The following is a 24,474-nucleotide window of genomic DNA, read 5'->3' on the forward strand; positions in this document are numbered from 1 at the left end:
TGGCGAGAGATGTTTATTTTTGTAATTCATGGGAGAAAAAGAGGGATATAGAAAAATTATACATGTGGATATGGATGCATTTTATGCTTCTGTAGAGCAGATGGATAACCCTGAGTTAAAAGGAAAGCCACTGGCTGTTGGTGGTGGCGGAAAAAGAGGGGTCGTCAGTGCAGCGAGTTATGAAGCAAGAAAATACGGAGTTCATTCAGCGATGAGTGGGATGGCAGCTAGACGCAATTGTCCGGAGCTGATATTTGTACGTCCCAGATATGATCGATACAAAGAAATTTCCACTACTATCAGAAAAATATTTTTTGAATATACTGATCTGGTGGAGCCTTTGTCTCTGGATGAAGCATATTTGGATGTAACAGAAAACAAAAAAGGAAACCCCAGCGCTACTCTTATTGCTGAAGAGATACGAAAAAAGATATACGATCAAGTAGGATTGACGGCCTCAGCAGGAATATCTATTAACAAATTTGTAGCTAAAGTTGCAAGTGACTATCATAAGCCTAATGGTCAAAAAACAGTAAATCCAGAAGAAGTAGTAGCGTTTTTAGAAGGGTTGGATGTCAAAAAATTCTATGGAGTTGGAAAAGTGACGCAAGCCAAAATGTATCAAATGGGGATTTATACCGGAGCGGACTTAAAAGCAAAATCACTGGAATTTTTAACAGCTAATTTTGGGAAAGCAGGAAAACATTATTACCACATTGTAAGGGGGATTCATCATAGTCCTGTGAAGCCCAATAGGGAACGAAAATCATTAGCAGCTGAGAGAACGTTTAGTGAGAATATAGCATCAGAGGTGTATATGTTGGAGCGTTTGCAAAGCATAGCTGAAGAATTGCAAAAAAGACTTAAAAAAAGTGGTGTAGCAGGAAGGACTATCACCCTAAAGATAAAATATAGCGATTTTACAATCCAGACCAGAAGTAAGACATTGCCGTATTTTATAAATGATATGGCTTTGTTGTTAGAGACGGCAAAAGAATTATTGTATCAGGAGAAGATGAAAAACTCAGTTCGTTTGCTGGGAATTTCTTTGTCTAATTTGAATACAGCCAACGTCGATAAAAAAGATAAAAAAGAAATCGAAATCATTCAATTAAAATTTGATTTTTAATTCGAATATGAGATTTAGATATTGCATAGAATCTCAGCTGCTTTTTGTAGTGCATCATCTGTTTTAGCAAAGCAGAATCGCAATAATTTATCATCTTGCTGATTCATATTAAAAACAGACACAGGGATAGAAGCAATTTTGTGCTCTATAGTGAGTTTTTTGGCAAAAGTAACATCCGATTCATCAGTAATATTGCGATAATTCAGTAATTGAAAATAAGTCCCTGATGCAGGGGTGAAAGTAAATTTAGAATCTTTTAGTAACGATAGGAACAGGTCTCTCTTTTTTTGAAAAAACTCAGGAAGTGAAGTGTAATTTTCGGGAGTTTTTAGGTAGGTTGTTAGTGCATGTTGCATAGGATGATTACTGCAAAAAACATTAAACTGATGTACCTTTCTGAATTCCTTCATTAATTCTTTAGGAGCCAGGCAGTATCCCATTTTCCAGCCAGTCGTATGAAATGTTTTTCCAAAAGAAGCAGTAATAAAACTGCGTTCTGCCAGATGAGGAAATAAAGCAGCACTTTGATGTGATTTATTATCAAAAACGATATGCTCATACACTTCATCACTAAGGAGTAATATGTTAGTGTCTTTTAAAATTTGCTCCAGACGGAGCATGTCTTTTTTCTGCAAAGTAGTTCCGGTAGGATTATGAGGGGTGTTGATAATCAGCATTTTGGTTTTCTTTGTGATTTTTGAAGCCACTTCATCCCAATTTACCGAAAAATCAGGACCATTTAGTTGTACAGGAACAGGTTTTCCTCCAAATAATTCAATTGTGGGTTCATAACAATCATATGCAGGTTTCAGGAGAATAACTTCGTCATTCTGTCGGATAAAAGCGGCAATAATTGTAAAGATGGCTTGAGTGGCACCAGAAGTAATTGTGATTTCTTCTTCAGGATTATAATTCCGTTGATATAGAGAGGCTGTTTTTTTAGAGATTATCTCTCGTAAAGGGAGTAATCCTGCCATAGGAGCATACTGATTATAGCCATTTTGCATCGCTTCAGAAACTAAACGAATGAGTGTTGGGCTTGTTTCGAAGTTAGGGAAACCTTGTGATAAATTTAATGCATTATGTGTCGTTGCCAATTGACTCATGACACTAAAAATATTGGTGGAAACCGTCGGAAGTTTGGAAATAAGATCTTGCATCTCGTAAAAGTAACTTTTTTGAAAAGAAAAAAGAATTTGTTTAGTCAGAATAGCTGATTCGACCTAATTTTAAGAATTTTATTAAACAAAAAACAGCTCGGTATTTTTATTCATTATAAATACTGAATAAAGAAATCGTAAATGTTGTTAAAAACATACCTGAACCTTACTTTTGTAAACCGAAATATTAAACATTTTTAAATAATGGGTGGATTGATAAAATCTTCAATAGCGAGAAAGGTAGCCATGGCACTTTCAGCTTTCTTCCTAATGTTTTTTTTACTACAACATTTTGCGATTAATGTAACTTCAATTTTTAGTGCGGATGTATTCAATGAGTTATCTCATTTTATGGGTACAAATCCAGCTGTTCAATACGCTTTACAGCCTGTTTTGATTTTTGGAGTTGTTTTTCACTTTGTGATGGGATTTATTTTAGAATTAAAAAACAGAGGAGCGAGAGAAGTGAAGTATTATAAGAATAACGGAGCAGCTAACTCTACTTGGATGTCAAGAAATATGATTTTGAGTGGATTGGTGATTTTGTTTTTTATGGGGCTTCATTTTTACGATTTCTGGATTCCGGAATTGAAAACAAAATTTGTAGATGGTGATTGGACAGGAGTAATTGAAGGTCAGGAAGGATATCGTTATTTTACGGAATTACAACATAAGTTTGTCAGTCCGGTAAGAGTTGGGATTTACATATTAGCATTTGTGTTCTTGTCATTGCATTTACTGCATGGATTTAATTCGGCTTTTCAATCAGTAGGAGCTAATAATAAATACACAAGAGGATTGAAAACTTTTGGGAAATTATATGCGATAGCAATACCATTAGGATTTATAATCATTGCTTTGTTTCACTTTTTCAATCAACCACATTAATTCGACGAGGATATGGCAATATTAGATTCAAAAGTACCACAGGGAGTGCCATTAAAAGATAAATGGACTACTTATAAAGATAAAATCAACTTAGTAAATCCAGCGAATAAGCGTCTTATTGATGTGATTGTTGTAGGAACAGGATTAGCTGGAGGCTCTGCTTCTGCTACATTAGCAGAATTAGGGTATAATGTAAAAGCGTTTGCATATCAGGATTCTCCAAGAAGGGCACACTCAATTGCCGCTCAGGGAGGGATTAATGCAGCAAAGAATTATCAGGGAGATGGAGATTCTTTTTACCGTTTGTTTTATGATACGGTAAAAGGAGGAGATTATCGATCCAGAGAAGCAAATGTATATCGTTTAGCTGAAGTTTCAGCAAATATTATAGATCAATGTGTTGCTCAGGGAGTGCCTTTTGCCCGTGATTATGGAGGGTTATTAGATAACCGTTCTTTTGGAGGGGTATTGGTATCTCGTACTTTTTATGCAAAAGGGCAAACAGGACAGCAACTGTTACTGGGAGCATACTCTGCGATGAATCGTCAGATTGCTCGTGGAAAGATAGAGATGTTTAACCGACATGAAATGTTGGATATTGTCATCGTTGATGGGAAAGCAAGAGGAATTATTGCTAGAAACTTGGTGACAGGAGAAATCGAACGTCATTCGGCACATGCCGTTGTTATAGCATCTGGAGGATATGGGAATGTTTATTTCCTGTCTACTAATGCAATGGGGTCTAATGCCACAGCAGCATGGAAAATACACAAAAAAGGAGCCTTTTTTGCAAACCCATGTTATACGCAGATTCACCCGACATGTATTCCGAGATCAGGAGATTATCAATCTAAATTAACCTTGATGTCAGAGTCTTTGCGTAATGATGGTAGGATTTGGGTTCCCAAGAAAATGGAAGATGTATTAGCGATTCGAGAGGGGAAATTAAAACCTACTCAAATTGAAGAAGAAGATAGAGATTATTACTTAGAAAGACGATACCCTGCTTTTGGAAACTTGGTGCCTCGTGATGTAGCGTCAAGAGCGGCTAAGGAAAGATGTGATGCAGGTTATGGAGTAAATGCAACCGGAGAAGCAGTATATCTTGATTTTAAATCTGCGATTGAACGTTACGGAAAAGAACAGGCTAAAATTCAAGGAATTTCAAATGCTTCTAAGGAGAGAATAACTGAATTGGGAGAAAAAATCGTAGAGGCTAAGTATGGAAACTTATTCCAGATGTATGAAAAAATCGTCGACGAAGATCCATATAAAACTCCTATGATGATCTATCCGGCGACTCATTATACGATGGGAGGAATTTGGGTAGATTATAACCTGATGACTACTATTCCAGGATGCTATGCTATTGGAGAGGCGAATTTCTCTGATCACGGAGCGAATCGATTAGGAGCTTCTGCCTTGATGCAGGGACTAGCGGATGGATATTTTGTATTACCATATACAATAGGAGATTACTTGGCAGATGATATTAGAACTGGAAAAATCTCTACAGATACAAAAGAGTTTGATGAAGCAGAAAAGTCTGTAAGAGAACGTATCGATTTCTTTATTAATAATAAAGGAGAGCATTCAGTTGATTATTATCACAAGAAGCTTGGTAAAATTATGTGGGAGAAATGCGGAATGTCTCGTAATGAAGAAGGACTAAAAACAGCAATGTCAGAAATCAAAGCGTTAAGAGAAGATTTCTGGAAGAATGTGACGGTTCCTGGAGGAAAAGATGAAATGAACCCTGAGTTAGAAAAAGCAGGAAGAGTTGCTGATTTCCTAGAATTAGGGGAACTGTTTGCTAAGGATGCTTTAGAAAGAAATGAATCTTGTGGAGGACATTTCCGTGAAGAGTCTGTGGAGTTGGATGGAATGCAAAAAGGAGAAGCAAAAAGAGATGATGAGAATTATGCATATGTAGCTGCCTGGGAATATAAAGGAGAACCAGGAGATGCAGTTCTGCATAAGGAAGAATTAGAATTTAAAGACATTGAACTAAAACAACGTTCGTACAAATAAGAAGAGATTATGAATTTAACGCTTAAAATTTGGAGACAGAAAGGTCCTAAGGATAAAGGGCAAATGGTAGACTACCAGGTGTCAGATATATCAGAGCACATGTCCTTCTTAGAAATGATGGATGTTCTTAATGAAGAGCTAATTGCTAGAGGAGAAGAGCCTGTTGCATTTGATCATGATTGTAGGGAAGGAATATGCGGAATGTGTTCTATGTTTATCAATGGAGAAGCACACGGACCAGATAGAGGAATTACGACTTGTCAGTTGCATATGCGTATGTTCAAGGATGGGGATACAATTACAATAGAACCTTTCCGGGCCAAAGCATTTCCTGTGATAAAAGACTTGGTTGTAGACAGATCTTCTTTTGATAGGATACAACATGCAGGAGGGTATATTTCGGTAAACACTTCTGGAAATACTCAGGATGCAAATGCGCTTCCTATTGCAAAAGAAGCTGCTGATAAAGCAATGGATGCAGCTACCTGTATCGGTTGTGGGGCATGTGTAGCAACTTGTAAAAATGCTTCTGCAATGTTATTTGTTGGAGCAAAAGTATCTCAGTATGCATTACTTCCTCAGGGTCAGGTTGAAGCAGCAGATCGAGTATTGGCAATGGTAAATCAAATGGATGAAGAAGGATTTGGTAACTGTACCAATACAGGAGCTTGTGAGATAGAATGTCCTAAAGGAATTTCTTTAGAAAATATTGCTCGTATGAATAGTGAGTTTCTTAAAGCAAGCTTGAAAGGATAAAGAAAATAACATAATATACTTTTATGTAAAATCCAAACTTATTTAAAGTTTGGATTTTGTATTTTATAATAAACTCAAAAATAAGTGTAGTAAAATATAATAGTATTTTTGTAGTATACCTGATAGATTAAATACCTGTAGTATAAAATGAAAAAGATAGTAACTGCGATAATGATTAGTGTGCTTTGTGTGTCTTCTTGTAAGGAGCGTAAAAAAGCACCTGAAACAATAATAAATGCTCCTGTAGTTACCTCAGAAGAACTGGTATCTCCTTATTTTGATAAGGTGGAGCTTTTGAAACGATTAGAAAAATTAGCTTCAGATTCCTATGAAGGTAGAAAAACAGGAACAAGAGGAAATGAAATGGCTAGAGGTTTTATAAAAGAAACGTTTAAAAAACTAAATGTAGTACCTGTAACGACCTCTTTTGAACAACAATTTACTATAAACAGGGGAGTAGAAGAATTAACAGGAGTCAATGTGATAGGAGCAGTAAAAGGAACTACCTACAGGGACCAGTATATTGTCATTACAGCTCATTATGATCATTTAGGGATAAAGAATGAGGCAATCTATAATGGAGCAGATGATAATGCATCCGGAGTTAGTGCATTGTTTGCTTTTGCAGAACATTTTGAGAAAAACCCACCAAAGCACTCTGTTGTTTTGATTGCTTTTGATGCAGAAGAAATAGGGTTATTGGGAGCTTCTTATTTTGTCGAGAATTACGATATGCTTGCAGGAGGTGATATTGTTTTGAATATAAATATGGATATGATAGGGAGAAATATTAATGATGAACTCTATGTTGTAGGAACGCGGTATCACAGATCATTAGCTGATGCTGTAAAAAATAATCCGATAACGAATAAGGTAAAACTTTTGATAGGGCATGATGGTTCAGATGGTAAGGATGATTGGACAGAAGCATCTGATCACGGTCCTTTTTATCAGAAAAAAATTCCCTTTTTATATTTTGGGGAAGAAGATCATCCAGACTATCATAAAGAGACAGATGAATTTGAAGGAATTCAGCCTGAGTTTTATTTTGATGCGGTAGAACATATTATAGGAGTGTTTCTTATGTTAGATGAACAAGAAAACTATACTAATTAATGTATGAATCAAGGAGAAATAAGAAAGTATATAGCACGTTTGGATGATTGTTTTGAAGGTGTGCCCTGGTATGGCGTTTCTGTTTTAGAAAAGTTACATACGATTGATTATAAAGATGTAGGGACAGTTCCTGTGGATGGAGTAAATTCCATTGCTAAACTTGTCCGGCATATGGTAAGTTGGAGAGATTTTGTGATAGAAAAATTGCTAAAAAATAAAGCTTTTGATATTCAGTTGAATACAGCTGCTGATTGGCCGGAAATTACTATTCACTCAGAAAAAGATTGGAAGGATCTTGTAAGTACATTGTACGTGTCTCAGTCACGGATAAAAGAGCTTCTTCTGTCCGAAACAGATGCGATACTGGATGTGATAGTGCCAGGGAAATCATATACCTATAAGTATATGATCGAAGGAATCATCCAACATGATATATATCACTTGGGACAAATCGGAATAGCTTCTAAATTGATAAATCTTTCAAAAATCTCTGTAAAAAAATAAATATAAGGTTACATGCTTTCCTTCGAGGTTGTTATAGAAGGAACTACAGGCGTTTTTTGCAGGTTGATAGAATCTGTTTGTATGGTGTCTTTGATTTTTTCAATATATGCTAACCGTATTGATTTTTTAGTGACGATAGCATCATTGAGAATAAAAGGCTTTGGCATCATTTTTTTATTTCTGGAAGGAATAGAGAACAATGGGTTATTTAATAAGTCATAAGAAGATTCATAAACGATGAGTGTAGGGATAGAGTCCTTATGGAATTTCATTTGTACATGTAAAGGTTTTCTTCCGTTAGTATGATACGTCAATAGGTTCTTGCTCCATCTTTTAGTAAAGGCATTATATGTATTATTGTCTTTGTAAGTGAAATCAATTGCGGTTTCGTTATTGACTTCTAAGGATTCGAAATTAAACAGTTTCTTAGTGTATAAATCTATTCTATTTACATTTCTGTTAGGAATGATGGATAAAGAAAGGATTCTGCTGCTACCAGTGATGGTGTCTTTTATGATTTCTAGTGATGGTGCAGGTATTTTTTTTGAAGGAGCTATTGAGGCAAAAGCGAATCCTCTTTCATATTTATTCTGAATAGTATTTTTGTTATAGGTTTCTGCGATATTTTCACCCGGTTTGATGTAGTTTTTGGTCCAGGAATCTAAAATAGCATCATAGCTAGCCCAAACCGCTTTGTTTTCATCGGTATCTAATATGTATACAAGACTATTTGGTTTTTGCCTGGTTTCTGTAAAGTCCGATTTAAAATGGGCAGAGATGAGAAATACTAGTGCTAATAGAAAAGCAATATTTCCAAGGCTCTTTTTTCTTTTGTAAAACCCAAGAATAGGAAGTAATAATCCAAATAATAGAACCGTAAGTATTGCCGATACAAAAAGAATTTTTAATCCTAAAGCAACTGGGAAAGTGGCAATAAAAGGAGTTATAATGTAAATAGCAGGAACAGATAATAACACCATTAAAACGGCATTCGGTTTTGTTTGTCTGATCAAGACAAGGATTGAAAGGATAGAAAAGAAAATAAGAACGGTAAAATAACTGGCTCCCTTGAGGTATAAAGAGGATAATAAACAAATGAGAATCCATACTGCAATTGGGGCGATAGCAAAACTAGTAGGGGTTTGGTGAGATGTAAAATGAGCATATACCTTAAAACAAATACCAATAGAAAGAAAAACAAATGCAGCGATATACTGATGCCCATTATAGGTAAAACCATGTTGGATTTCTGAATAATGAGGGTATATTATTTGGAGAAGACTCCACCCTCCAAACGTAATTCCTCCTGCTAACAAAAGAGATATGAGTAATGCAATTCCTCCTTTAAAGGTGTCCTTGATGGAAATTTTATAAGATACACGTCCGTAGATAATGACCGCTATAAATAGTATTGTAGCAATTATTAAGAGAGTATAAATCCAATCAAAAGGATAGGTTACCATATTTACAAGAGGAGCATTAAAGTAAATGTAATCTTTGTCAGATTTTAGATTGTGAAGATCTGCTTCGGAGAAGTAAGTTAGTAAAGGCATTAAATAACTTCCTTGATGTTGTAAGGAGTTTTTGTCCAGGTTTTGCCATGTGTCATTGAGAGTGTGATAGTCATAATGATCATCAATAAAAGCAAAATTAAACCCGTCAATATTCCCTTGTTCTCTCAAGGCTGTAAGGTCAGTATCATTAGGAAGCATTTTATATATGCTATAAGCCAGAGAATTGGTTACAGGATAGGAAGGATTGGCTTTTGAGAAAGCTTCAATCATATTTTTGTTTTTCCCATTTGTCTCCATAAGCATAAAAGAATTCCCTCCACTTCCTCGGGCTTCGAAGTTTAAGGCAATCCCTATGTCTTTAGCCCATGGGTGTTTTTTTACAAATAGATCAGCTCCCAATAAGCCGATTTCTTCTCCGTCCGAGAAACAAATAATAATATCATTTTTAGGGGTTTTATTATGACTTAAAAAAGCGCGAACACCTTCTAGGATAGTGGCTACTCCACTTGCGGCATCACTGGCTCCTATTGATGAATGTGGATCGCTATCATAGTGTGTAAGCAATAAGACAGCTTTACCGGGTTCTGACCCTGGTATTTTAGCAATAATATTTTGAACATCGCTACATTCTCCCTGTTTGTATATTGTAAAACCTTTTTGAATTGTAGGGGAAAGGTCTAATGCTTTTAATTGGCTAATGATGTAATCCCGAGTATCTTCTTGTTCTTTACTTCCTGTATAGTGTGGCTTTTTGGCAACTTGCTTTACATGCTCTAGGGCTCTCATGGTAGAAAAGCTAGTTTCGGGAGCGTCCTGCTGGGAGATTCGTTGTGGCATGCTACTGTAAAAAGTATACCAGATTGCAAAAAGAATTAAAACCAATGAAAATAAAGAAGGGAATTTTTTCATGAAATGTTGTGTTTAGATAAAGATAGTAAAATAAGAAGAGATGATTTCTTCTGTACTTGTGTATTTGATAAGTTACTGTAAATCACTATATTTAATAAGAACTAAAAATGAGTGGTTATGGGTATAATTAATTTTCAAGGAGCTAGACCAAAAGGAAAGAAAATAGATGAAACTCCGATTAAGGTTTCTGACTATATGAGCAAAAAGCTGATAACTTTTTCTCCAAAACAATCCGTAATGGAAGTAGTAGAGACATTAATTAAGAATAAAATTTCCGGAGGACCAGTAGTTAATGAGAAAAATGAATTGTTGGGAATTATCTCAGAAGGAGATTGTATCAAGCAAATTAACGAAAGTAGGTATTATAATATGCCTATCGAAAACGCAAGTGTAGAGAAGTTCATGATTACGAATGTAGAAACAATTGAAGGAAATCTCAGTGTGTTTGATGCGGCCAATAAGTTTTTACAATCCAAGAGAAGGCGATTCCCGATTGTAGAGAATGGGAAACTAGTAGGGTTGATTAGTCAGAAAGATGTGCTAAAGGCAGCCTTGAAACTAAATGGTCAAAACTGGAATAAGTAATTTTTTCTAAAAACAAGGTAAGTAAAAAGCAGTTGAAATGTTTATAGTGAAAACGTTTCAACTTGTTCTTTTTACTAGTGCGTAAAACTCATTTTCTAAAGGGAGATATCCCTGATCGTAAACAAAGTAATACATGGTTCCTGTTTTGGTTGTATAAATACTTGTAAAATGCTGAAAATCGAATCCTTCTGAAATAAGTCGGGATTTTGTGGTTTTCGTTTTGTCTTTAGGATTTAACCGTTCCAGTATTCGATAATTCTTCCTTAAATAATTATTAGTATTTCTAATAAGGTTTTTGCTGTCTTTGTTTAGTTTGTTGTTAAAAGCGTTTCTACAGTAATCGGAGCAAAATTTCTTATCAGATCTACCTAAAATTTTACCTCCGCATTCAGGACATTTTCTATGCATATTCTAAGTTCTATTTAATTAAGGTTTTTACTCGATAGTCGAGATTTAAATGCTTCGGGAGTTGTACCGAAGAGGTTTACTGCTAGAGTATATGAAAAAACCAAAGAGGGGTTTATAATTCGTCTCTCTTATTGCAAAAAGGGGTATAGAATAGGCTTATTAACTACAGTGATTCCAGCTTTCAAGGTAGTATAGGATATCTTGTTTTGAAAGCAGATCACTTGTACAAGGTAATTAATTCAGCTGAAAGAGTGTATACGAACAAAGTTAAATTTTTTTTTCAAAAGCTCTTGAAAAGGAAATTTGGCAATAATTATGTCGTATGAATAACGGATAAAAAATATGGTTTTGTAAGAAAAATATGGAGGTAATACCGTTTGTGTAGTACCAGAGGTCATTATAATTTTTTATAAGAATATTGGAAATTAATTAGAAATAAAAAACATAGGTTAATCAGTTGTTTTTTAATGTTGTAGCGTGATTTTTTTAAGTGTTTTTATTTTTAAAAATCAATTTTATTGTGTTAAAGCGATTAATTTGTAAAATAAAACTGCACAATTTTAAGTTTACGATAGTCAGGGAAGTTACCTGCCTGCTTTTTAGCTAGGTGACTACATGATTAATTTGAGCATTAAAGGAATCAACATGTGTTTTATATCGATACCTGGACGGAGTCGATGTAATTATAATTATTTCAAATTTTTAATGTATATACTTCCTTGGTATTAAAGAATATCTCGGGTTTTTAATTAGGAAAGCGCTTGGATTAAATATGATAATTCAAGTGCTTTCTTTTTTTAAAAGAATACGTTCTGTGCTACTCTGTATGTATTGGCATGTGCTTCAATGATTGTTTTGATATCAGGAGAATAACCTCCTCCCATAGAGCACATAACAGGGATTTCTTTTTCCTTACAAATAGTTAGAATAAAAAGATCTCGTTGTTTGCACCCTTCCATGGAACATTGAATTTTGCCTAATTTGTCAGAAGCTAAAATATCAACTCCGGATAAGTAATAGATAAAATCAGGTTTTTCGGTTTCAATTAACTGAGGAACGGTTCTTTCTAATAGATTGAGGAATTCTACATCCCCCGTTGTATCAGGTAAAGGAATATCTAGATCTGATTCCTCTTTTCTAAAAGGGTAGTTACTGGCGCCATGCATAGAGAATGTAAAAACAGCAGGTTCATCTTTAAAAATTTCTGCAGTTCCATTTCCTTGATGTACATCCAGATCAATTATCAGAACTTTAGAAGCAAGCTTATGTGTTAGGAGGTATTGAGCCCCGATTGCTTGATCATTTAATAAGCAAAAGGCTTCTCCGTGATCGGAGTATGCATGATGTGTACCGCCAGCAATATTGAAAGAAATACCGTGCTCAATAGCATATTTAGAGGCTTTGATCGTACCATCTGCAATCAGTAACTCGCGATCAATTAATGCTTTTGATAATGGAAAACCGATTTTTCTGCAAGCTTTAGGAGAAAGAGTAAGATCAATAAGTTGTTGATAATATGCTTGGGTGTGAACAGCCAGAATGTTTTCTTCATCGGGAAACACCGGAGTAAAAAAATTATCATGATGACAAGTGCCTTCATGAATCAATTGTTTTTGCAACAATTCATACTTTATCATAGGAAACCGATGCCCGTCCGGAAGAGGATGGGTATACATAGGGTGATAGGCAATACGAAGCATTTCTTTTTGTGCTTTAAACCAAAAAGCTGTTGTTTAGCTAACAACAGCTCCAGGGGTAACTTCTTGCTCTTCTGGATTAAGGAAAACTAGTTTCCCTTCCGGAGTTTCAGTCATTAGAATCATACCTTCGCTTTCAACTCCTCTGAGTTTTCTCGGAGCCAAATTGACTAAGACACTTACTTTTTTTCCTACGACTTCTTCTGCAGAAAAGTGCTCTGCTATTCCGGATACGATTGTTCGTACATCAATTCCGGTATCTACTTTTAGCACGAGTAGTTTTTTAGCTTTAGACATTTTGGCTGCTTCTACGATAGTACCAATACGAATATCTAATTTGGTAAAATCTTCAAAAGTAGCAATGTCTTTTTGTGGTTCTACAATTTTATTAGCTACCTCGTTTGCTTTTTTAGTAGCTTCTAGTTTATCCAGTTGCTGCTGGATTTCTTTATCATCTATTTTAGAGAATAGTAATGTTCCTTTTTGTATCTGATGTCCTGTGGTAAGGAATACCTCTTGTTGATTGATGTTATTCCATCTCAATGAAGAAAAATTAAGCATTGTTTTTAATTTTTCTGAGGTGAAAGGTAAGAAAGGCTCCGAAAGTGTTGATAAGACAGTAGCAATTTGTAGTGCGACATACATTATTGTTTTTGTTCGCTCCTCATCTGTTTTTATCAATTTCCACGGTTCTTCATCTGCTAGGTATTTATTCCCTAAACGAGCTACATTCATAAGCTCCTGGCTTGCTTCTCTAAATCGATAGCGTTCAATAGAGCTCGCAATTACTGCAGGATACGCTTTTAACTCTTGTAGAGTCTGCTTGTCAGTATCGGTTAATGTTCCTGCTTCAGGAACAATTCCATCATAATATTTATTCGTTAAGACGATAACACGATTAATGAAATTTCCAAAAATGGCTACAAGTTCATTGTTGTTTCTGGCTTGAAAGTCTTTCCAGGTAAAATCATTATCCTTGGTTTCTGGAGCGTTTGCTGTCAATGTATATCTTAGTACATCCTGTTTTCCAGGAAATTCTTCCAGATATTCATGTAGCCATACCGCCCAGTTTTTAGAAGTAGATAGTTTATTTCCTTCTAGATTTAGGAACTCATTGGCTGGAACATTTTCAGGAAGAATATAACTTCCTTCTGCTTTTAGCATACTAGGAAAAATAATACAATGAAATACAATATTATCTTTTCCGATGAAATGAACTAATTTTGTGTTTTCATCTTTCCAGTAAGGTTCCCAGTCTTTCCCTTCTCTTGCTGCCCACTCTTTGGTGGAAGAGATATACCCGATAGGGGCATCAAACCATACGTATAGTACTTTTCCTTCTGCATCAGGAACCGGAACAGGAATTCCCCAGTCTAAATCTCTGGTAACGGCTCTAGGTCTTAGTCCGTCATCAATCCAGGATTTAATTTGACCATATACATTGGCTTTCCAGTCTTTTTTGTGACCAACAAGCACCCATTCTTTTAAGAAATCTTCATATTGATCTAGAGGAAGAAACCAATGCTTGGTTTTTTTTAATGTTGGTTTTGCTCCCGATATAGTTGATTTAGGATTAATCAAATCAGTAGCATTCAGTGAACTTCCACATTTTTCACATTGATCTCCATAAGCCTCTTCATGGGAACATTTTGGGCAAGTCCCGATTACGAATCGATCTGCTAAGAATTGATTTGCCTCAGGATCGTATAATTGCTCAGTGGTTTCTTCTATAAATTTTTGATCATCATATAACTTCTTGAAAAATTCAGAAGCAGTTTCGTGATGTATTGAAGCAGATGTTCTCGAATAATTATCAAAAGAAATTCCAAAATCAAGAAAGGAATCCTTAATGATTGTATGGTATTTGTCGATAATTACCTGAGGAGAGACTCCTTCTTTTTTGGCACGCATAGGAATAGCAGCCCCATGTTCATCACTTCCGCAAATATAGGCGACATCATTTCCGGTAAGCCTTAAATAACGTGCGTATATATCCGCAGGTACATAAACGCCGGCAAGATGACCAATATGGATAGGACCATTGGTATAAGGTAATGCTGCTGTAATTGTATATCGTTTTGCTGTGCTCATATCTTTCATAAATAAGGGAACAAAGGTAAGAAACACGGACGTAATATATCAATAGAAAAAGAAGCGAAATGTTATGAGATAAAGGATGAGTTATAAAAGAAGCTTTTTTTGTTGTTAAGTGAAACTAAATTAAAGCTAGGGAGGGTGAGAGAGTGCAGTGTTAATGTGTTAATTTTATTAAAATATGTTTGTGTTTTTATTTTTTTTGTATCAAATAATAATTTAAGAAGCTTTTTTTAACATTTTTTATAAGTGGATTTTAACATTGTGGATGATGATTTTTTTTCTTCTAAGAATAAATTTGCCGGCGCTAATAAACAAAACAAATAATATGAAATTAACATTACTTAGGAAAATAGGAATGATGGTTGTTCTAACTATTGGATTACTTTCTTGCGAAGGCGAAGATGGGACTAATGGTCTCGATGGAAAAGATGGAATTAACGGAGTAGATGGAAAAGATGGTCATGATGGAGTAAATGGAACAGATGGGGCGAATGGAGCAGATGGGACGAATGGAGAAGGCTTTGATGAACTGGTAAAATACGGAAATATTACCATCATGCTGGATGGAACCAGACCAGATAATATTGTTTTTAAAGATACAACTAGTTTTAGATTTACTTCTGTTTTAGATTATGGAGAGAGACCGTATAATAACCTTTTTAGAACAGAAAATGCCGATAAAACAAATAATTATGAGTTTGGAGTTCGTAGGTTTTTAACTGCTCCTGATGATACATATCAATATTCTATATCTGATATTGTATTAAATGTAAATAGAGTTGGAGAGGCAGATCAAAGTTTTGATTTTAAATTGAGTCTTAGTTATTATGTGGTTTCTAATGACAATAAATATTTTGAAATAAATAACTATTTTGATTCAGAGATTACGAATCTGGAAATAACAAATTATAGTTTTGATGAGACTACGAATAATTTAAAATTTTCTTTTGCATTTGATGTAGCGGCAGTAGATAATAGCACAAGAAATGACTTAAAGGTTTCCGGAGTGGTAGATGTCTTTGTGTTAGAAAGAATTGATACGTCAGTAATGCCGTAGCTATATAATTTAAAAAATAGTATACCCTTGTATAAGTTACTTATACAAGGGTTTTTTTATGTCAAAGAAGCAGTAGGGGTAAAGGCTTCTTCTGTTAGTATTTTATTGACAGACTTTCCGGCTATAGCACCAGTATATACAGCAGTTGGAACTGATCGAAACGAGCTACAGTCTCCACAAGCCCATATTCCAGAATTCGTTGTTTGTAATGATTCATTTACTTCGATTTTTCCTTCTTCAGTAAGTGAACATGCCAATGTTTGCGGGATATTACATTGCTGTGTTGCAGGTAAACGGGTATATGCGACAGATAGTACTATAGAGGTTCCGTTTTCGGTCTTGATACTTTTTAGGAACCCGTCTGTATGTTTGATTTCTTGAATAGGCGATTCAATAATAGTGATATCTAGGTTGGAGAGAATCGCTATTTGTTTATCAGACAGCATACAGACTCCATTAGTGAATATTGTAATTTCTTTTGTCCAGTTGCTTATCATTTTAGTGAGTTCAAAAGCCGTTTCTCCATTAGCAATAATAGCTGTTTTTTGGTGCTTTACTTCATATCCATGACAGTATGGACAATGTAAAATCGAGACACCCCAGCAAGGAGTAAATCCTTCTATTTTTGGCAATTGATCTTGTAGACCCGTTGCGAAAATTAGCTTCTTAGACTTGAAGTGTTGCCTACACGAGGTTAAAATCTCAAACCCCTCAGATGTCTGGGTGCCCTCAATAGCAATTCCTTCATAAAAAGCTATGGTGGGATATTGTAATACCTGTTCTTTGGCAATACGAGAAATTTCTTGAGGAGGAACCCCGTCTTGAGTTAAGAAGTTGTGAGAAAAGGGGGTATTTCGATTGCAGGGAGTTCCGCTATCTATAACCAAAACATTTCTAAGTGCCCTTCCTAGTGTCATAGCAGCAGAGAGTCCAGCATAACTGCCTCCTATGATGATGACATCAAATTGTTTTTCGTAATTCATTGGGTAGTATTTATTAGTAGTGAGAATGTAAATTAAGCAAAGAAAAATTGCTGTTACAATTAAGTCGCGTTAAAACATTGTGAAAACAATGAGGATTGAGCAAAAGGAAAAAACTTATGGATTATATCCATAAGTTTTTTTAATTGATATGCTCTTTTGCAAAAAAAAGCATGTTGTATTTTGTAGGGACTAAGAAATTAATAAGGAGCGACTATAACTGGCTCCGTTTGTTTCAATACGATATACATATTGACCAGTGCTTAATCGGGTTTGTGCAGTTTCTTTGACATCAATTTCATGAGAACCTTCAAAGAGCACCTCATTTCTTAAGGTAGCTACTTTTTGTCCAATAATATTATATAAGGTGATGTCGGTATGTGCAGTAGAAGGTGTGGTGATGTGGATATAGGTTTGATTGTTTCTGTACGTAACTGTATGTCCTATGGCTTCTCCATCTATAGGATCAATACTACCAGAGCAATTAAATCCTAAATCCAAAGATTCGAAAGAAGTGCCTAAAAGAGCTTGTGATACCATGTCTTTTGGGATGCATAACCACTCTTGCATGACCGTGGCATATACTTGTCTAAAATCATTAGTGTTGTATACATTTCCACCACGAGTAAGATCTGATAAATCTGGATGTTCTCCAACAAATCCACTTCCTTGTAATCCAGTGCCGAAGAACATAGCAGCAGCGGCAGTGCCATGATCAGTTCCTAAGGAACCATTTTCTTTAAATCGACGTCCAAATTCGGAAATTGTCATGGTCAGTACTTTATCATCCCACCCGGCAGCTTGTAAGTCTTGATAAAAAGTACTAACTGCTTCAGAAAAACTATTCATCAATGTTTGGTGTCTGGTTATTTGACCAGAATGTGTGTCAAATCCCCCTAGTGTAACCATGTATACTTTAGTTCCTAATCCTCCTTTTATAAGACGTGCAATAATACTGAGTTGTCTACCCAGACTATCTTCGAGATATCCTCCAAAATCAGTGGAATTTTCATAAGCCTGACTAATAACATCTGCATAGGTAAAAGTAGTATTGGTGACTTCTCTTAAGTATTTTACTTGTTGTCCGTGAGTACAATCAGGTAAGGTGTCAAGACCGTATGAAGTTCCGTTTTCAGCAATTTGCAATAACCTTCGAGGATCTGAAACTGCAAAAGAGAAATCGTTTTCAGGTCCTTTAAAAATTAAATTTCCAATACTTCCGATTTGAATAGAAGGAGGACTGGTAGGAGGATTAAAAATATAATCAGGATATAATTCCTGAAAGTAGCGCCCTAACCATCCTGTTCTGTCTTCTTCTGTTAGGTTGGTATTTGCCCATATATCAGATCCGTGAAAATGTGATAAACTGGAATCTTCGTATCCTACTCCATGTACTACTTTCATTTGACCATCTCCCCATAAACGCTCAAGTTTGTTCATAGATTTTGCCATTGCAAAATCATCGTTCAAAGTAATAAATTCACTTGGAGGAATTTTGATCAAGGGGCGGGCATTGGCATAGGTGTCGTAATCGTATACAGGTATTATCGTATTAAACCCATCGTTTCCTCCGCTAAGACGGCATATGATTAAAATTTTGTCATTTTCTACACTGTTAAGTGCTACTGAAAGAGGTGAGGGCCTGGATACAGAAATAGGTGTGTTTGCCAACATCATTGATCCTCCTCCTGCAAGCCCTAAAGTTTGAAGAAAAGATCGTCTGCTCCATTTTTTATGATCATCAGGGTTGCATCCTTTTTCTGTTTGTTTGTCAAATGCTGTTTTCGATTGGGTATATTGTTTTTTCATCTGTTCTTTTTTTAATCAGGTAATGTATTAGATGAAATTAGCCAGCATGCACTTTATTATGGCTTATTTCACAGGAATAGATGCTGAATTAGCTTCTTTGAGAGCTCATGACACTTTTTGTTTATCTACTTTGCTTCTATATACGTTCAATTACCTTACTATGTTATAAACTATTCTTGTTGCGGGTGTTTTTTATTTTAATTGGAATTCCGGAATTTCAGAGATGTACAGTAATAAATTGTATAATTGTTGTTCAACTCCAGGATAGTCAAGTGTCCAGGTTCCATCTTCATAGTAATTTTCAGGAACACTATCTCCTTTAAAAACACCTAACAGCTCATTGAATATAATAGGGTCTTCTACCCTCTTAGCGAAAAAGTAATTTGTGATTGCTCTTACTACTAATATGACATCGTCAGTAGTAGTAGCCAATACGCCTTCTGTAGCTGTTCCAATAGGAAGCCCAATCAGAAAGTTCTTAAACTGAATTTCATTGTGTTGCCATGATCTATTGATGAGATAGCGTATTCCATCCCATCTGCCAATTAACAAATCCGGGCTAATCCAGTCACTATCACCTTGCCATCCCGCAACATCAATAGGGTTAAATACATCCTGTCCTAAAACTCTTGATGTATTTCTAAAATAATTGAGATAATCAAGATCAGCAGGTAGGGTGAAATCTGTTTCATTATAATTAGTGACCAGTAAATCAATGGGGCTTTTAATAATTACAGAAAAAGCATATTGATTAAAAAAGTGCTGGCTTTTGAAGAGTTGACGTAATACAGGACCAATCTCAAAATTATTTGTAATAAATGTTTGTGCCATTCCGGCTATAATATCATCTTGGATAACTGGACTGACAAAATAGCGATAAAGCTTGGAACAAATAAACGTAGCAATTTTATCAGTTCGTTGTTCAAACAAAATATCAATAACGTCACTATACCCCCAGTTACCTGTCTGCCCAAAAATTGATTTGGTTTCATTGCTAAACTTTTCGGGGTCAAAAGTAATGGGACCTAATGAGATGTCGTTGGTATTAACCCATCCGGTTAGTGCTTTGGATGTTTCGATAATATCATCTTCATTGTAGCCATTATTAATTCCGAGTGTGAAGAGTTCATAGAGTTCGCGGGCATAGTTTTCATTGGGGCGGTCATTTATATTTTGATCCCCATTGAGGTACACCAGCATGGGAGCGGAAATACCAATATCATGAACGAAATCTTTGAAATTTCCGATGGCGTGAAATTGTAATAAATTATAATATTGATATTGATAGGCTGCACTTCTGTATTCATCATCTTCGGTTACGAAATGGTTGCTCCAAAATAAAGATAAACGATCTCTAAGTTTATGATTTGTAAAATCATTAAACATCATTTTTTTTCCCTCGGCAATATAGTGAGACATTTCTTCAGGGGCATTTTCAAAATTATCCCCTGTCCAATACCCCCAGGAAGGGTCTGGAGTCGGAATGGCACTAATTGCTTCGTCGACTAACATATCTACTAGTGCAGATGGGTCATTCTGAGCAAGGGCATCAGTTACGTCATTTTTTTTGGCACCGAAAGCAGCACGCCTGTATAAGTGATTTATTTTACTTACATTCCATGGGTTTTCAGGAGTAGGAATATAGGGGTCGAGTGGATCTAGATTACAGGAAGGATTAAAACTCATGGCTGTATCTTTTTGTATTTAGTAGGTTATTAGTGATTTCATGTCGATGTAATGGGTAATAACGAAAATTTATGTTAATTATTGTGTTAAAGTTTTTTAAAAAATATGGTTATGTTGCCAGAAAGGCTTAAAAAAGGAGATAGAGTAGGTATTATTTCTACTGCAAGAAAGATTGATAGAAAAAAAGTATCTTTTGCAGTGAGCCTTCTTATGGAATGGGGCTTGGTTCCGGTAGTGGGAAAAACAATTGGAATCGGAGAAAATCAATTGGCAGGCTCAGATACTATTCGTGCTCAAGATTTTCAGGAAATGTGGAATGATCCTTCTATAAAAGCAATATGGTGTGCAAGAGGCGGCTATGGTACTATTCGGATTATTGATGCTATTGATTTTTCTTTAAAAAATAAATGTGCTAAATGGGTGATAGGGTATTCTGATATTACAGTACTACATGCACATTTACATACATTGGCAATACCATCTATTCATGGTCCTATGCCAATTGATATCCATAAATGTACGTTAGAGGCAAAAATGTCTTTGAAAAATGCAGTTTTTGGAACACCAATTAAGTATCAGATTTCTAGTCATAAGAAAAACATTACAGGAACTGGTGAAGGAGTTTTAATAGGTGGGAATTTATCTATTTTGTACTCTCTTTGTGGCTCGGTTTCTTCTATAGATACAAAAGACAAAATTCTATGTATAGAAGATTTGGATGAGTATTTATATCATATCGATAGAATGTTTCAGAATTTGAAACGAAACAAAATACTTGAGGATCTATCCGGGCTTATTATTGGTGGAATGACTCAGTTGCACGATAATACTATCCCTTTTGGGATGAACGCGAAAGAAATTATACTAGATGTAGTAAAGGAGTATTCATATCCTGTAGTATTTGATTTTCCAATGGGGCATATTAAAGATAATAGGGCGCTTGTTTTTGGTGTAAAGGCAAAAATGGAAGTGACAACAGATCAAGTGTTGGTAATGTATAAATAGATATATGGCAGAGCATAATCAATTAGGAAAGAAAGGAGAAAAGTTAGCTGTGGACTTTTTAGTCCAAAAAGGGTATAAGATTCTGGAGGAAAACTATCGTTTTCAAAAATCAGAAATAGATATAATAGCAGAAAATGAAGGATTGATTATTGTGGTTGAGGTTAAAACCAGAAGTTCTGAAGTTTATGGAGCTCCCCATGAGTTTGTAAAACCTAAACAGATTCAATCACTAGTCAAGGTAATTGACCATTATATAGTAGAGAAAGATATAGATATGGAAGTTCGGTTTGATATTATTTCGATTATTAACAAAGGAGGGATATTAGATGTTACACACTTGGAAAATGCATTTTACCATTTCTAAAACTAGTCTGGTAAAGAGGGCAGGGGAGAGATAAAAAATAAAAAACCAGAGTCGATAAATAATCGACCCTGGTTTATAGTTATTTTAAATAGCGGTTACTTTCTAATCAGTAATTTTTCTGTAATAATATCTCCGTTGATATTAATTTTGTAGATGTAAAGACCGCTTTCTAAATCAGATACATCTTTAGAGAAAGATTTATTTCCTTTAGACATTGTATCGTCTAATAAGGTTCTAACTAATCTTCCTGAAAAATTATAAAGTTCAATTTTTACTCTAGAATTCAATTGAGGATTGATACTGATATCAATACGTTCACTTGCTACCGTTGGATAAGTCAATCCGTTTGCAGCAGCTGGAGCTTGAGGGCAGTCAGAATCGAAGGCCCATTCATTACTAGATCCTGGAGTGTTGTTCTGAGTCCACCATTTCGCTGTGTATATTTTTTCCTGATAATATACTTTGTCTCCGGTGTTGTATACTAAAGAAGAAATCCATCGATTGTGTCCGCAGAATTCATCAGATGATCCTCCATTACAATCTCTAACATATGCCCATACATCACTGCTACCTGGTTTTTCAGAAGCACTAGCATACCATTTATTCTTATAAACAATACCATTGTATTTTACAATTTGTCCACTGGCAGCATATACTTTTGGTTCCCATGGAGCAATATCAACACAAGTATTGGTAGAAGTTTTTTCTTTTACAGTAAAGCTGGTCATGCTTTCAGAAGATAAGTTTGTATTATCTGTTGCTGTAATTTTGAAAGAAACCTGACCAAAAGCAGTAGGGGTAAAATTAGCAGTATACACATTTCCTCCGTTTGCATTTGAAGGAGTCAATGTTGTATTTCCAACCATAAATGTTACCGCACTTACAGAACCATTGTCTGTTACTGTCGCTTTTAAGGTAATAGGAGATAAAGCTGTTTGCTCAATTGTACTATTATCTGCAGGATCTACCATTGTTATAGATGGAGGAGTGTTTACGTTGGATTTTTTCTTCACAGTAAATGTTACGACACGCTCTGAAGTAGCATTTTTATCATCTGTAGCAGTTGCTGTGATTGATACCTGACCAAAAGCAGTAGGAGTAAAACTAGCAGTATACTCATTACCTGTTTGAGTAGCGTTGATAACACTTCCGTTATGCTTGAAGCTAAAAGATTTTACAGTACCGTCACTATCAACAGCCTTTGCTTTTAATGTAATAGCAGATAATGTATCCATTTCTATTACTTGACCTTCTGAAGGATTCTGCCATGTAACTACAGGAGCATTGTTAATAGGATTGTTATTCCCTGCTGCTTCATTAATAGCTTTTAAGATACTGGATGATGAGTTGTAATCTGCGTCTTGGGTAAGTTCCCAGATGATTACTCCCTGGTGTCCGTAATTCTTAGTATACTTAATTTTTTCACCTGCTTGCTTAGGTGTTTCGTAATAAATATTTTTACCGTTTAATCCGATATGTCCATTTAGTTTCTTCGGATCTTTTGGGTCATAGCTGGTAGCTGCATTAGGGAATTCAGTTATGATGTCTTTGTATGGTACAAATTTTACACCATTACCACCATCAGGCTTTTTCTCAGAAAAATCATACCCGTACATAGGTACTCCGATAACTAATTTTGCTTTTTTCATTCCAAATCCTCCTGCATGGTTCCAGGTAGGTTCTGCAATTCCTAACCAGTATTCCAAAGCATCTTGAGCAGAATAAATAGGGTTGTCTGCGGATTGTCCGGAATATGTACCCAATGGAAGTTTGTATAACGAAGCATGTGGTCCAATAGGAGACTTATCCCAAGAACCAGTGAAATCGTAGGTCATTAAACCAACCCAATCCATATAGTCTGCCATTTTAGCATCGTAATTGTTTCCGTACCAAGAAGTACCAAAAACAGCTGCGGTAATAAGTTTATTAGGAAGTTTTTGTCTTAGTTTCTTACTTAAGTTTGTTAGTCCGATAGCTGCCGGGTGAGGTCCTTGATCACCGTCTCCCCATTTACTACCTCTTACACGACCTCCCTGGTCAGAAGTTCCTGCGATGGCTGGGTCAGCCCACCAACATTCTAAGTCTAAGTCAATACCGTCTAATCCACGAACAGTAATGTAATCAGCTAATAAATTAGCAATTTCTTCTAGCTTTTGATCATTATTGTAATATTTTGTCATTAGCCATAAGAATGCGTAATCCGTTGCTCCTCCTAGCGCTACAGATACTTTTACGTTTTTTGCTCTTGCTTTGGATAATACATTACAATCTGTTAATACAGAGTCTACTTTTCTTAACTGAAATTCATCAAAAGAAATAGAAGCAAAGTTAGCACTGTTATAATCTTTATTGTTCTGTTTGAACATTAAGAAGGATACGTTGATATTAGTTGCTACTTCAGGGTTGAAGTTGTTTTTAATATCATAGTCAGGAATCCAGGTAGGAAGGTACCCGATGATTCGTTGTTTTCCAGGATAATCAGGACCTAATCCTCCGTCTCCACACCCTCCTTCGCGCTGCCAGGAACCATGCCCTGGTCTGGCAGAGGTGTAGTACTTAGCGGTGTAGTTAATACCGTCCAGAGATACCTTTTCTCCTTGTTTGTAATGATCCCTTGTCGAATCCCATGCCGGGTGGCAGGGAGGGAATTGGTATTGCGCATGTAGCAATACGCTCAAAAATATAAAGTTGAGTAATACAAGCGTTCTTTTCATGACCTTGTGTGTTTTGGTTATTTACTGGTTTAAAAGAAAGCTGGTTTAATAGTTAATTAAACCAG

Annotated in this window: 19 protein-coding genes; 10 read left to right on the forward strand and 9 right to left on the reverse strand. The window is 35.6% G+C overall.

Annotated features, from left to right (window positions below; all coding sequences use genetic code 11):
* Positions 1-28: 28 nt before the first annotated feature.
* Positions 29-1,129 (forward strand): DNA polymerase IV, encoded by a 1,101-nt coding sequence (gene dinB / locus ACFSTE_RS06665; RefSeq protein ID WP_378257494.1) that lies wholly within the window; start codon positions 29-31, stop codon positions 1,127-1,129.
* A gap of 14 nt (positions 1,130-1,143) precedes the next feature.
* Here dinB and ACFSTE_RS06670 read toward each other — a convergent pair whose 3' ends face one another.
* A complete protein-coding gene (locus ACFSTE_RS06670; RefSeq protein ID WP_378257492.1) occupies positions 1,144-2,289 on the reverse strand; it encodes a methionine aminotransferase in 1,146 nt (381 codons plus the stop codon).
* A 204-nt stretch (positions 2,290-2,493) separates the two neighbouring features.
* On the opposite strand from ACFSTE_RS06670, the gene ACFSTE_RS06675 reads away from it, so the two are divergent.
* The 5 genes from ACFSTE_RS06675 to ACFSTE_RS06695 all read left to right on the forward strand — a co-directional run bounded on the left by ACFSTE_RS06675 (position 2,494) and on the right by ACFSTE_RS06695 (position 7,584).
* On the forward strand, positions 2,494-3,177 hold the full coding sequence (locus ACFSTE_RS06675) for a succinate dehydrogenase cytochrome b subunit (RefSeq protein WP_176028435.1): 684 nt from the start codon (positions 2,494-2,496) through the stop codon (positions 3,175-3,177).
* Between the two features lie 12 nt (positions 3,178-3,189).
* Positions 3,190-5,208: a fumarate reductase/succinate dehydrogenase flavoprotein subunit gene (locus ACFSTE_RS06680; RefSeq protein ID WP_176028436.1), complete on the forward strand. Its 2,019-nt coding sequence runs from the start codon at positions 3,190-3,192 to the stop codon at positions 5,206-5,208.
* A gap of 9 nt (positions 5,209-5,217) precedes the next feature.
* Positions 5,218-5,964: a succinate dehydrogenase/fumarate reductase iron-sulfur subunit gene (locus ACFSTE_RS06685; RefSeq protein ID WP_176028437.1), complete on the forward strand. Its 747-nt coding sequence runs from the start codon at positions 5,218-5,220 to the stop codon at positions 5,962-5,964.
* A gap of 147 nt (positions 5,965-6,111) precedes the next feature.
* A complete protein-coding gene (locus ACFSTE_RS06690; protein ID WP_378257490.1) occupies positions 6,112-7,080 on the forward strand; it encodes a M20/M25/M40 family metallo-hydrolase in 969 nt (322 codons plus the stop codon).
* 3 nt (positions 7,081-7,083) lie between these two features.
* Positions 7,084-7,584, forward strand: coding sequence for a DinB family protein (locus ACFSTE_RS06695; protein WP_378257488.1), 501 nt, complete (start codon positions 7,084-7,086; stop codon positions 7,582-7,584).
* An 8-nt stretch (positions 7,585-7,592) separates the two neighbouring features.
* Here ACFSTE_RS06695 and ACFSTE_RS06700 read toward each other — a convergent pair whose 3' ends face one another.
* Positions 7,593-10,007 carry a M28 family peptidase gene (locus tag ACFSTE_RS06700; protein ID WP_254884118.1) on the reverse strand — a complete coding sequence of 805 codons (2,415 nt, stop codon included), beginning with the start codon at positions 10,005-10,007 and terminating at the stop codon, positions 7,593-7,595.
* A gap of 117 nt (positions 10,008-10,124) precedes the next feature.
* Here ACFSTE_RS06700 and ACFSTE_RS06705 point away from each other — a divergent pair, with 117 nt between their 5' ends.
* Positions 10,125-10,592 (forward strand): CBS domain-containing protein, encoded by a 468-nt coding sequence (locus ACFSTE_RS06705; RefSeq protein WP_176028439.1) that lies wholly within the window; start codon positions 10,125-10,127, stop codon positions 10,590-10,592.
* Between the two features lie 57 nt (positions 10,593-10,649).
* On the opposite strand, the gene ACFSTE_RS06710 is transcribed toward ACFSTE_RS06705, so the two are convergent.
* The 3 genes from ACFSTE_RS06710 to metG form a co-directional block, all read right to left on the reverse strand.
* On the reverse strand, positions 10,650-11,000 hold the full coding sequence (locus tag ACFSTE_RS06710; RefSeq protein ID WP_176028440.1) for a DUF2116 family Zn-ribbon domain-containing protein: 351 nt from the start codon (positions 10,998-11,000) through the stop codon (positions 10,650-10,652).
* A 797-nt stretch (positions 11,001-11,797) separates the two neighbouring features.
* Positions 11,798-12,700 (reverse strand): histone deacetylase family protein, encoded by a 903-nt coding sequence (locus ACFSTE_RS06715; RefSeq protein WP_378257485.1) that lies wholly within the window; start codon positions 12,698-12,700, stop codon positions 11,798-11,800.
* 33 nt (positions 12,701-12,733) lie between these two features.
* Positions 12,734-14,788, reverse strand: coding sequence for a methionine--tRNA ligase (gene metG / locus ACFSTE_RS06720; protein ID WP_378257483.1), 2,055 nt, complete (start codon positions 14,786-14,788; stop codon positions 12,734-12,736).
* A gap of 331 nt (positions 14,789-15,119) precedes the next feature.
* On the opposite strand from metG, the gene ACFSTE_RS06725 reads away from it, so the two are divergent.
* Positions 15,120-15,851 (forward strand): hypothetical protein, encoded by a 732-nt coding sequence (locus ACFSTE_RS06725; RefSeq protein ID WP_378257481.1) that lies wholly within the window; start codon positions 15,120-15,122, stop codon positions 15,849-15,851.
* Between the two features lie 56 nt (positions 15,852-15,907).
* On the opposite strand, the gene ACFSTE_RS06730 is transcribed toward ACFSTE_RS06725, so the two are convergent.
* From ACFSTE_RS06730 to ACFSTE_RS06740, 3 genes are all read right to left on the reverse strand, one after another.
* Positions 15,908-16,834, reverse strand: a complete 927-nt coding sequence (locus ACFSTE_RS06730; RefSeq protein WP_378257479.1) for an NAD(P)/FAD-dependent oxidoreductase — start codon at positions 16,832-16,834, stop codon at positions 15,908-15,910.
* A gap of 189 nt (positions 16,835-17,023) precedes the next feature.
* Positions 17,024-18,640 carry a DUF1501 domain-containing protein gene (locus ACFSTE_RS06735; RefSeq protein ID WP_254884119.1) on the reverse strand — a complete coding sequence of 539 codons (1,617 nt, stop codon included), beginning with the start codon at positions 18,638-18,640 and terminating at the stop codon, positions 17,024-17,026.
* A gap of 192 nt (positions 18,641-18,832) precedes the next feature.
* The gene (locus ACFSTE_RS06740) at positions 18,833-20,326 is read right to left on the reverse strand and encodes a DUF1800 domain-containing protein (protein ID WP_378257475.1); all 1,494 of its coding nucleotides are present in this window, start codon (positions 20,324-20,326) and stop codon (positions 18,833-18,835) included.
* A gap of 111 nt (positions 20,327-20,437) precedes the next feature.
* Here ACFSTE_RS06740 and ACFSTE_RS06745 point away from each other — a divergent pair, with 111 nt between their 5' ends.
* Positions 20,438-21,331 (forward strand): S66 peptidase family protein, encoded by an 894-nt coding sequence (locus ACFSTE_RS06745; protein WP_368660073.1) that lies wholly within the window; start codon positions 20,438-20,440, stop codon positions 21,329-21,331.
* Positions 21,332-21,335: 4 nt separating this feature from the next.
* Positions 21,336-21,695 (forward strand): YraN family protein, encoded by a 360-nt coding sequence (locus tag ACFSTE_RS06750; RefSeq protein WP_378257473.1) that lies wholly within the window; start codon positions 21,336-21,338, stop codon positions 21,693-21,695.
* A 95-nt stretch (positions 21,696-21,790) separates the two neighbouring features.
* Here the strand turns inward: ACFSTE_RS06750 and ACFSTE_RS06755 are convergent, their stop codons facing one another.
* Positions 21,791-24,409 (reverse strand): glycosyl hydrolase family 18 protein, encoded by a 2,619-nt coding sequence (locus ACFSTE_RS06755; RefSeq protein WP_378257471.1) that lies wholly within the window; start codon positions 24,407-24,409, stop codon positions 21,791-21,793.
* Positions 24,410-24,474 lie beyond the last annotated feature (65 nt).

Origin of the sequence: Aquimarina hainanensis (assembly GCF_042684685.1) — a bacterium.
GTDB classification, from domain to species: domain Bacteria; phylum Bacteroidota; class Bacteroidia; order Flavobacteriales; family Flavobacteriaceae; genus Aquimarina; species Aquimarina hainanensis.

Coding starts and splice junctions, on each gene's coding strand:
- ACFSTE_RS06750 (WP_378257473.1), top strand. CDS start 21,336: ATGGCAGAGCATAATCAATTAGGAAAGAAAGGAGAAAAGTTAGCTGTG.
- ACFSTE_RS06715 (WP_378257485.1), bottom strand. CDS start 12,700: ATGCTTCGTATTGCCTATCACCCTATGTATACCCATCCTCTTCCGGAC.
- metG (WP_378257483.1), bottom strand. CDS start 14,788: ATGAGCACAGCAAAACGATATACAATTACAGCAGCATTACCTTATACC.
- ACFSTE_RS06670 (WP_378257492.1), bottom strand. CDS start 2,289: ATGCAAGATCTTATTTCCAAACTTCCGACGGTTTCCACCAATATTTTT.
- ACFSTE_RS06745 (WP_368660073.1), top strand. CDS start 20,438: ATGTTGCCAGAAAGGCTTAAAAAAGGAGATAGAGTAGGTATTATTTCT.
- ACFSTE_RS06675 (WP_176028435.1), top strand. CDS start 2,494: ATGGGTGGATTGATAAAATCTTCAATAGCGAGAAAGGTAGCCATGGCA.
- ACFSTE_RS06755 (WP_378257471.1), bottom strand. CDS start 24,409: ATGAAAAGAACGCTTGTATTACTCAACTTTATATTTTTGAGCGTATTG.
- ACFSTE_RS06680 (WP_176028436.1), top strand. CDS start 3,190: ATGGCAATATTAGATTCAAAAGTACCACAGGGAGTGCCATTAAAAGAT.
- ACFSTE_RS06730 (WP_378257479.1), bottom strand. CDS start 16,834: ATGAATTACGAAAAACAATTTGATGTCATCATCATAGGAGGCAGTTAT.
- ACFSTE_RS06735 (WP_254884119.1), bottom strand. CDS start 18,640: ATGAAAAAACAATATACCCAATCGAAAACAGCATTTGACAAACAAACA.
- ACFSTE_RS06700 (WP_254884118.1), bottom strand. CDS start 10,007: ATGAAAAAATTCCCTTCTTTATTTTCATTGGTTTTAATTCTTTTTGCA.
- ACFSTE_RS06690 (WP_378257490.1), top strand. CDS start 6,112: ATGAAAAAGATAGTAACTGCGATAATGATTAGTGTGCTTTGTGTGTCT.
- ACFSTE_RS06740 (WP_378257475.1), bottom strand. CDS start 20,326: ATGAGTTTTAATCCTTCCTGTAATCTAGATCCACTCGACCCCTATATT.
- dinB (WP_378257494.1), top strand. CDS start 29: ATGGGAGAAAAAGAGGGATATAGAAAAATTATACATGTGGATATGGAT.
- ACFSTE_RS06695 (WP_378257488.1), top strand. CDS start 7,084: ATGAATCAAGGAGAAATAAGAAAGTATATAGCACGTTTGGATGATTGT.
- ACFSTE_RS06725 (WP_378257481.1), top strand. CDS start 15,120: ATGAAATTAACATTACTTAGGAAAATAGGAATGATGGTTGTTCTAACT.
- ACFSTE_RS06705 (WP_176028439.1), top strand. CDS start 10,125: ATGGGTATAATTAATTTTCAAGGAGCTAGACCAAAAGGAAAGAAAATA.
- ACFSTE_RS06710 (WP_176028440.1), bottom strand. CDS start 11,000: ATGCATAGAAAATGTCCTGAATGCGGAGGTAAAATTTTAGGTAGATCT.
- ACFSTE_RS06685 (WP_176028437.1), top strand. CDS start 5,218: ATGAATTTAACGCTTAAAATTTGGAGACAGAAAGGTCCTAAGGATAAA.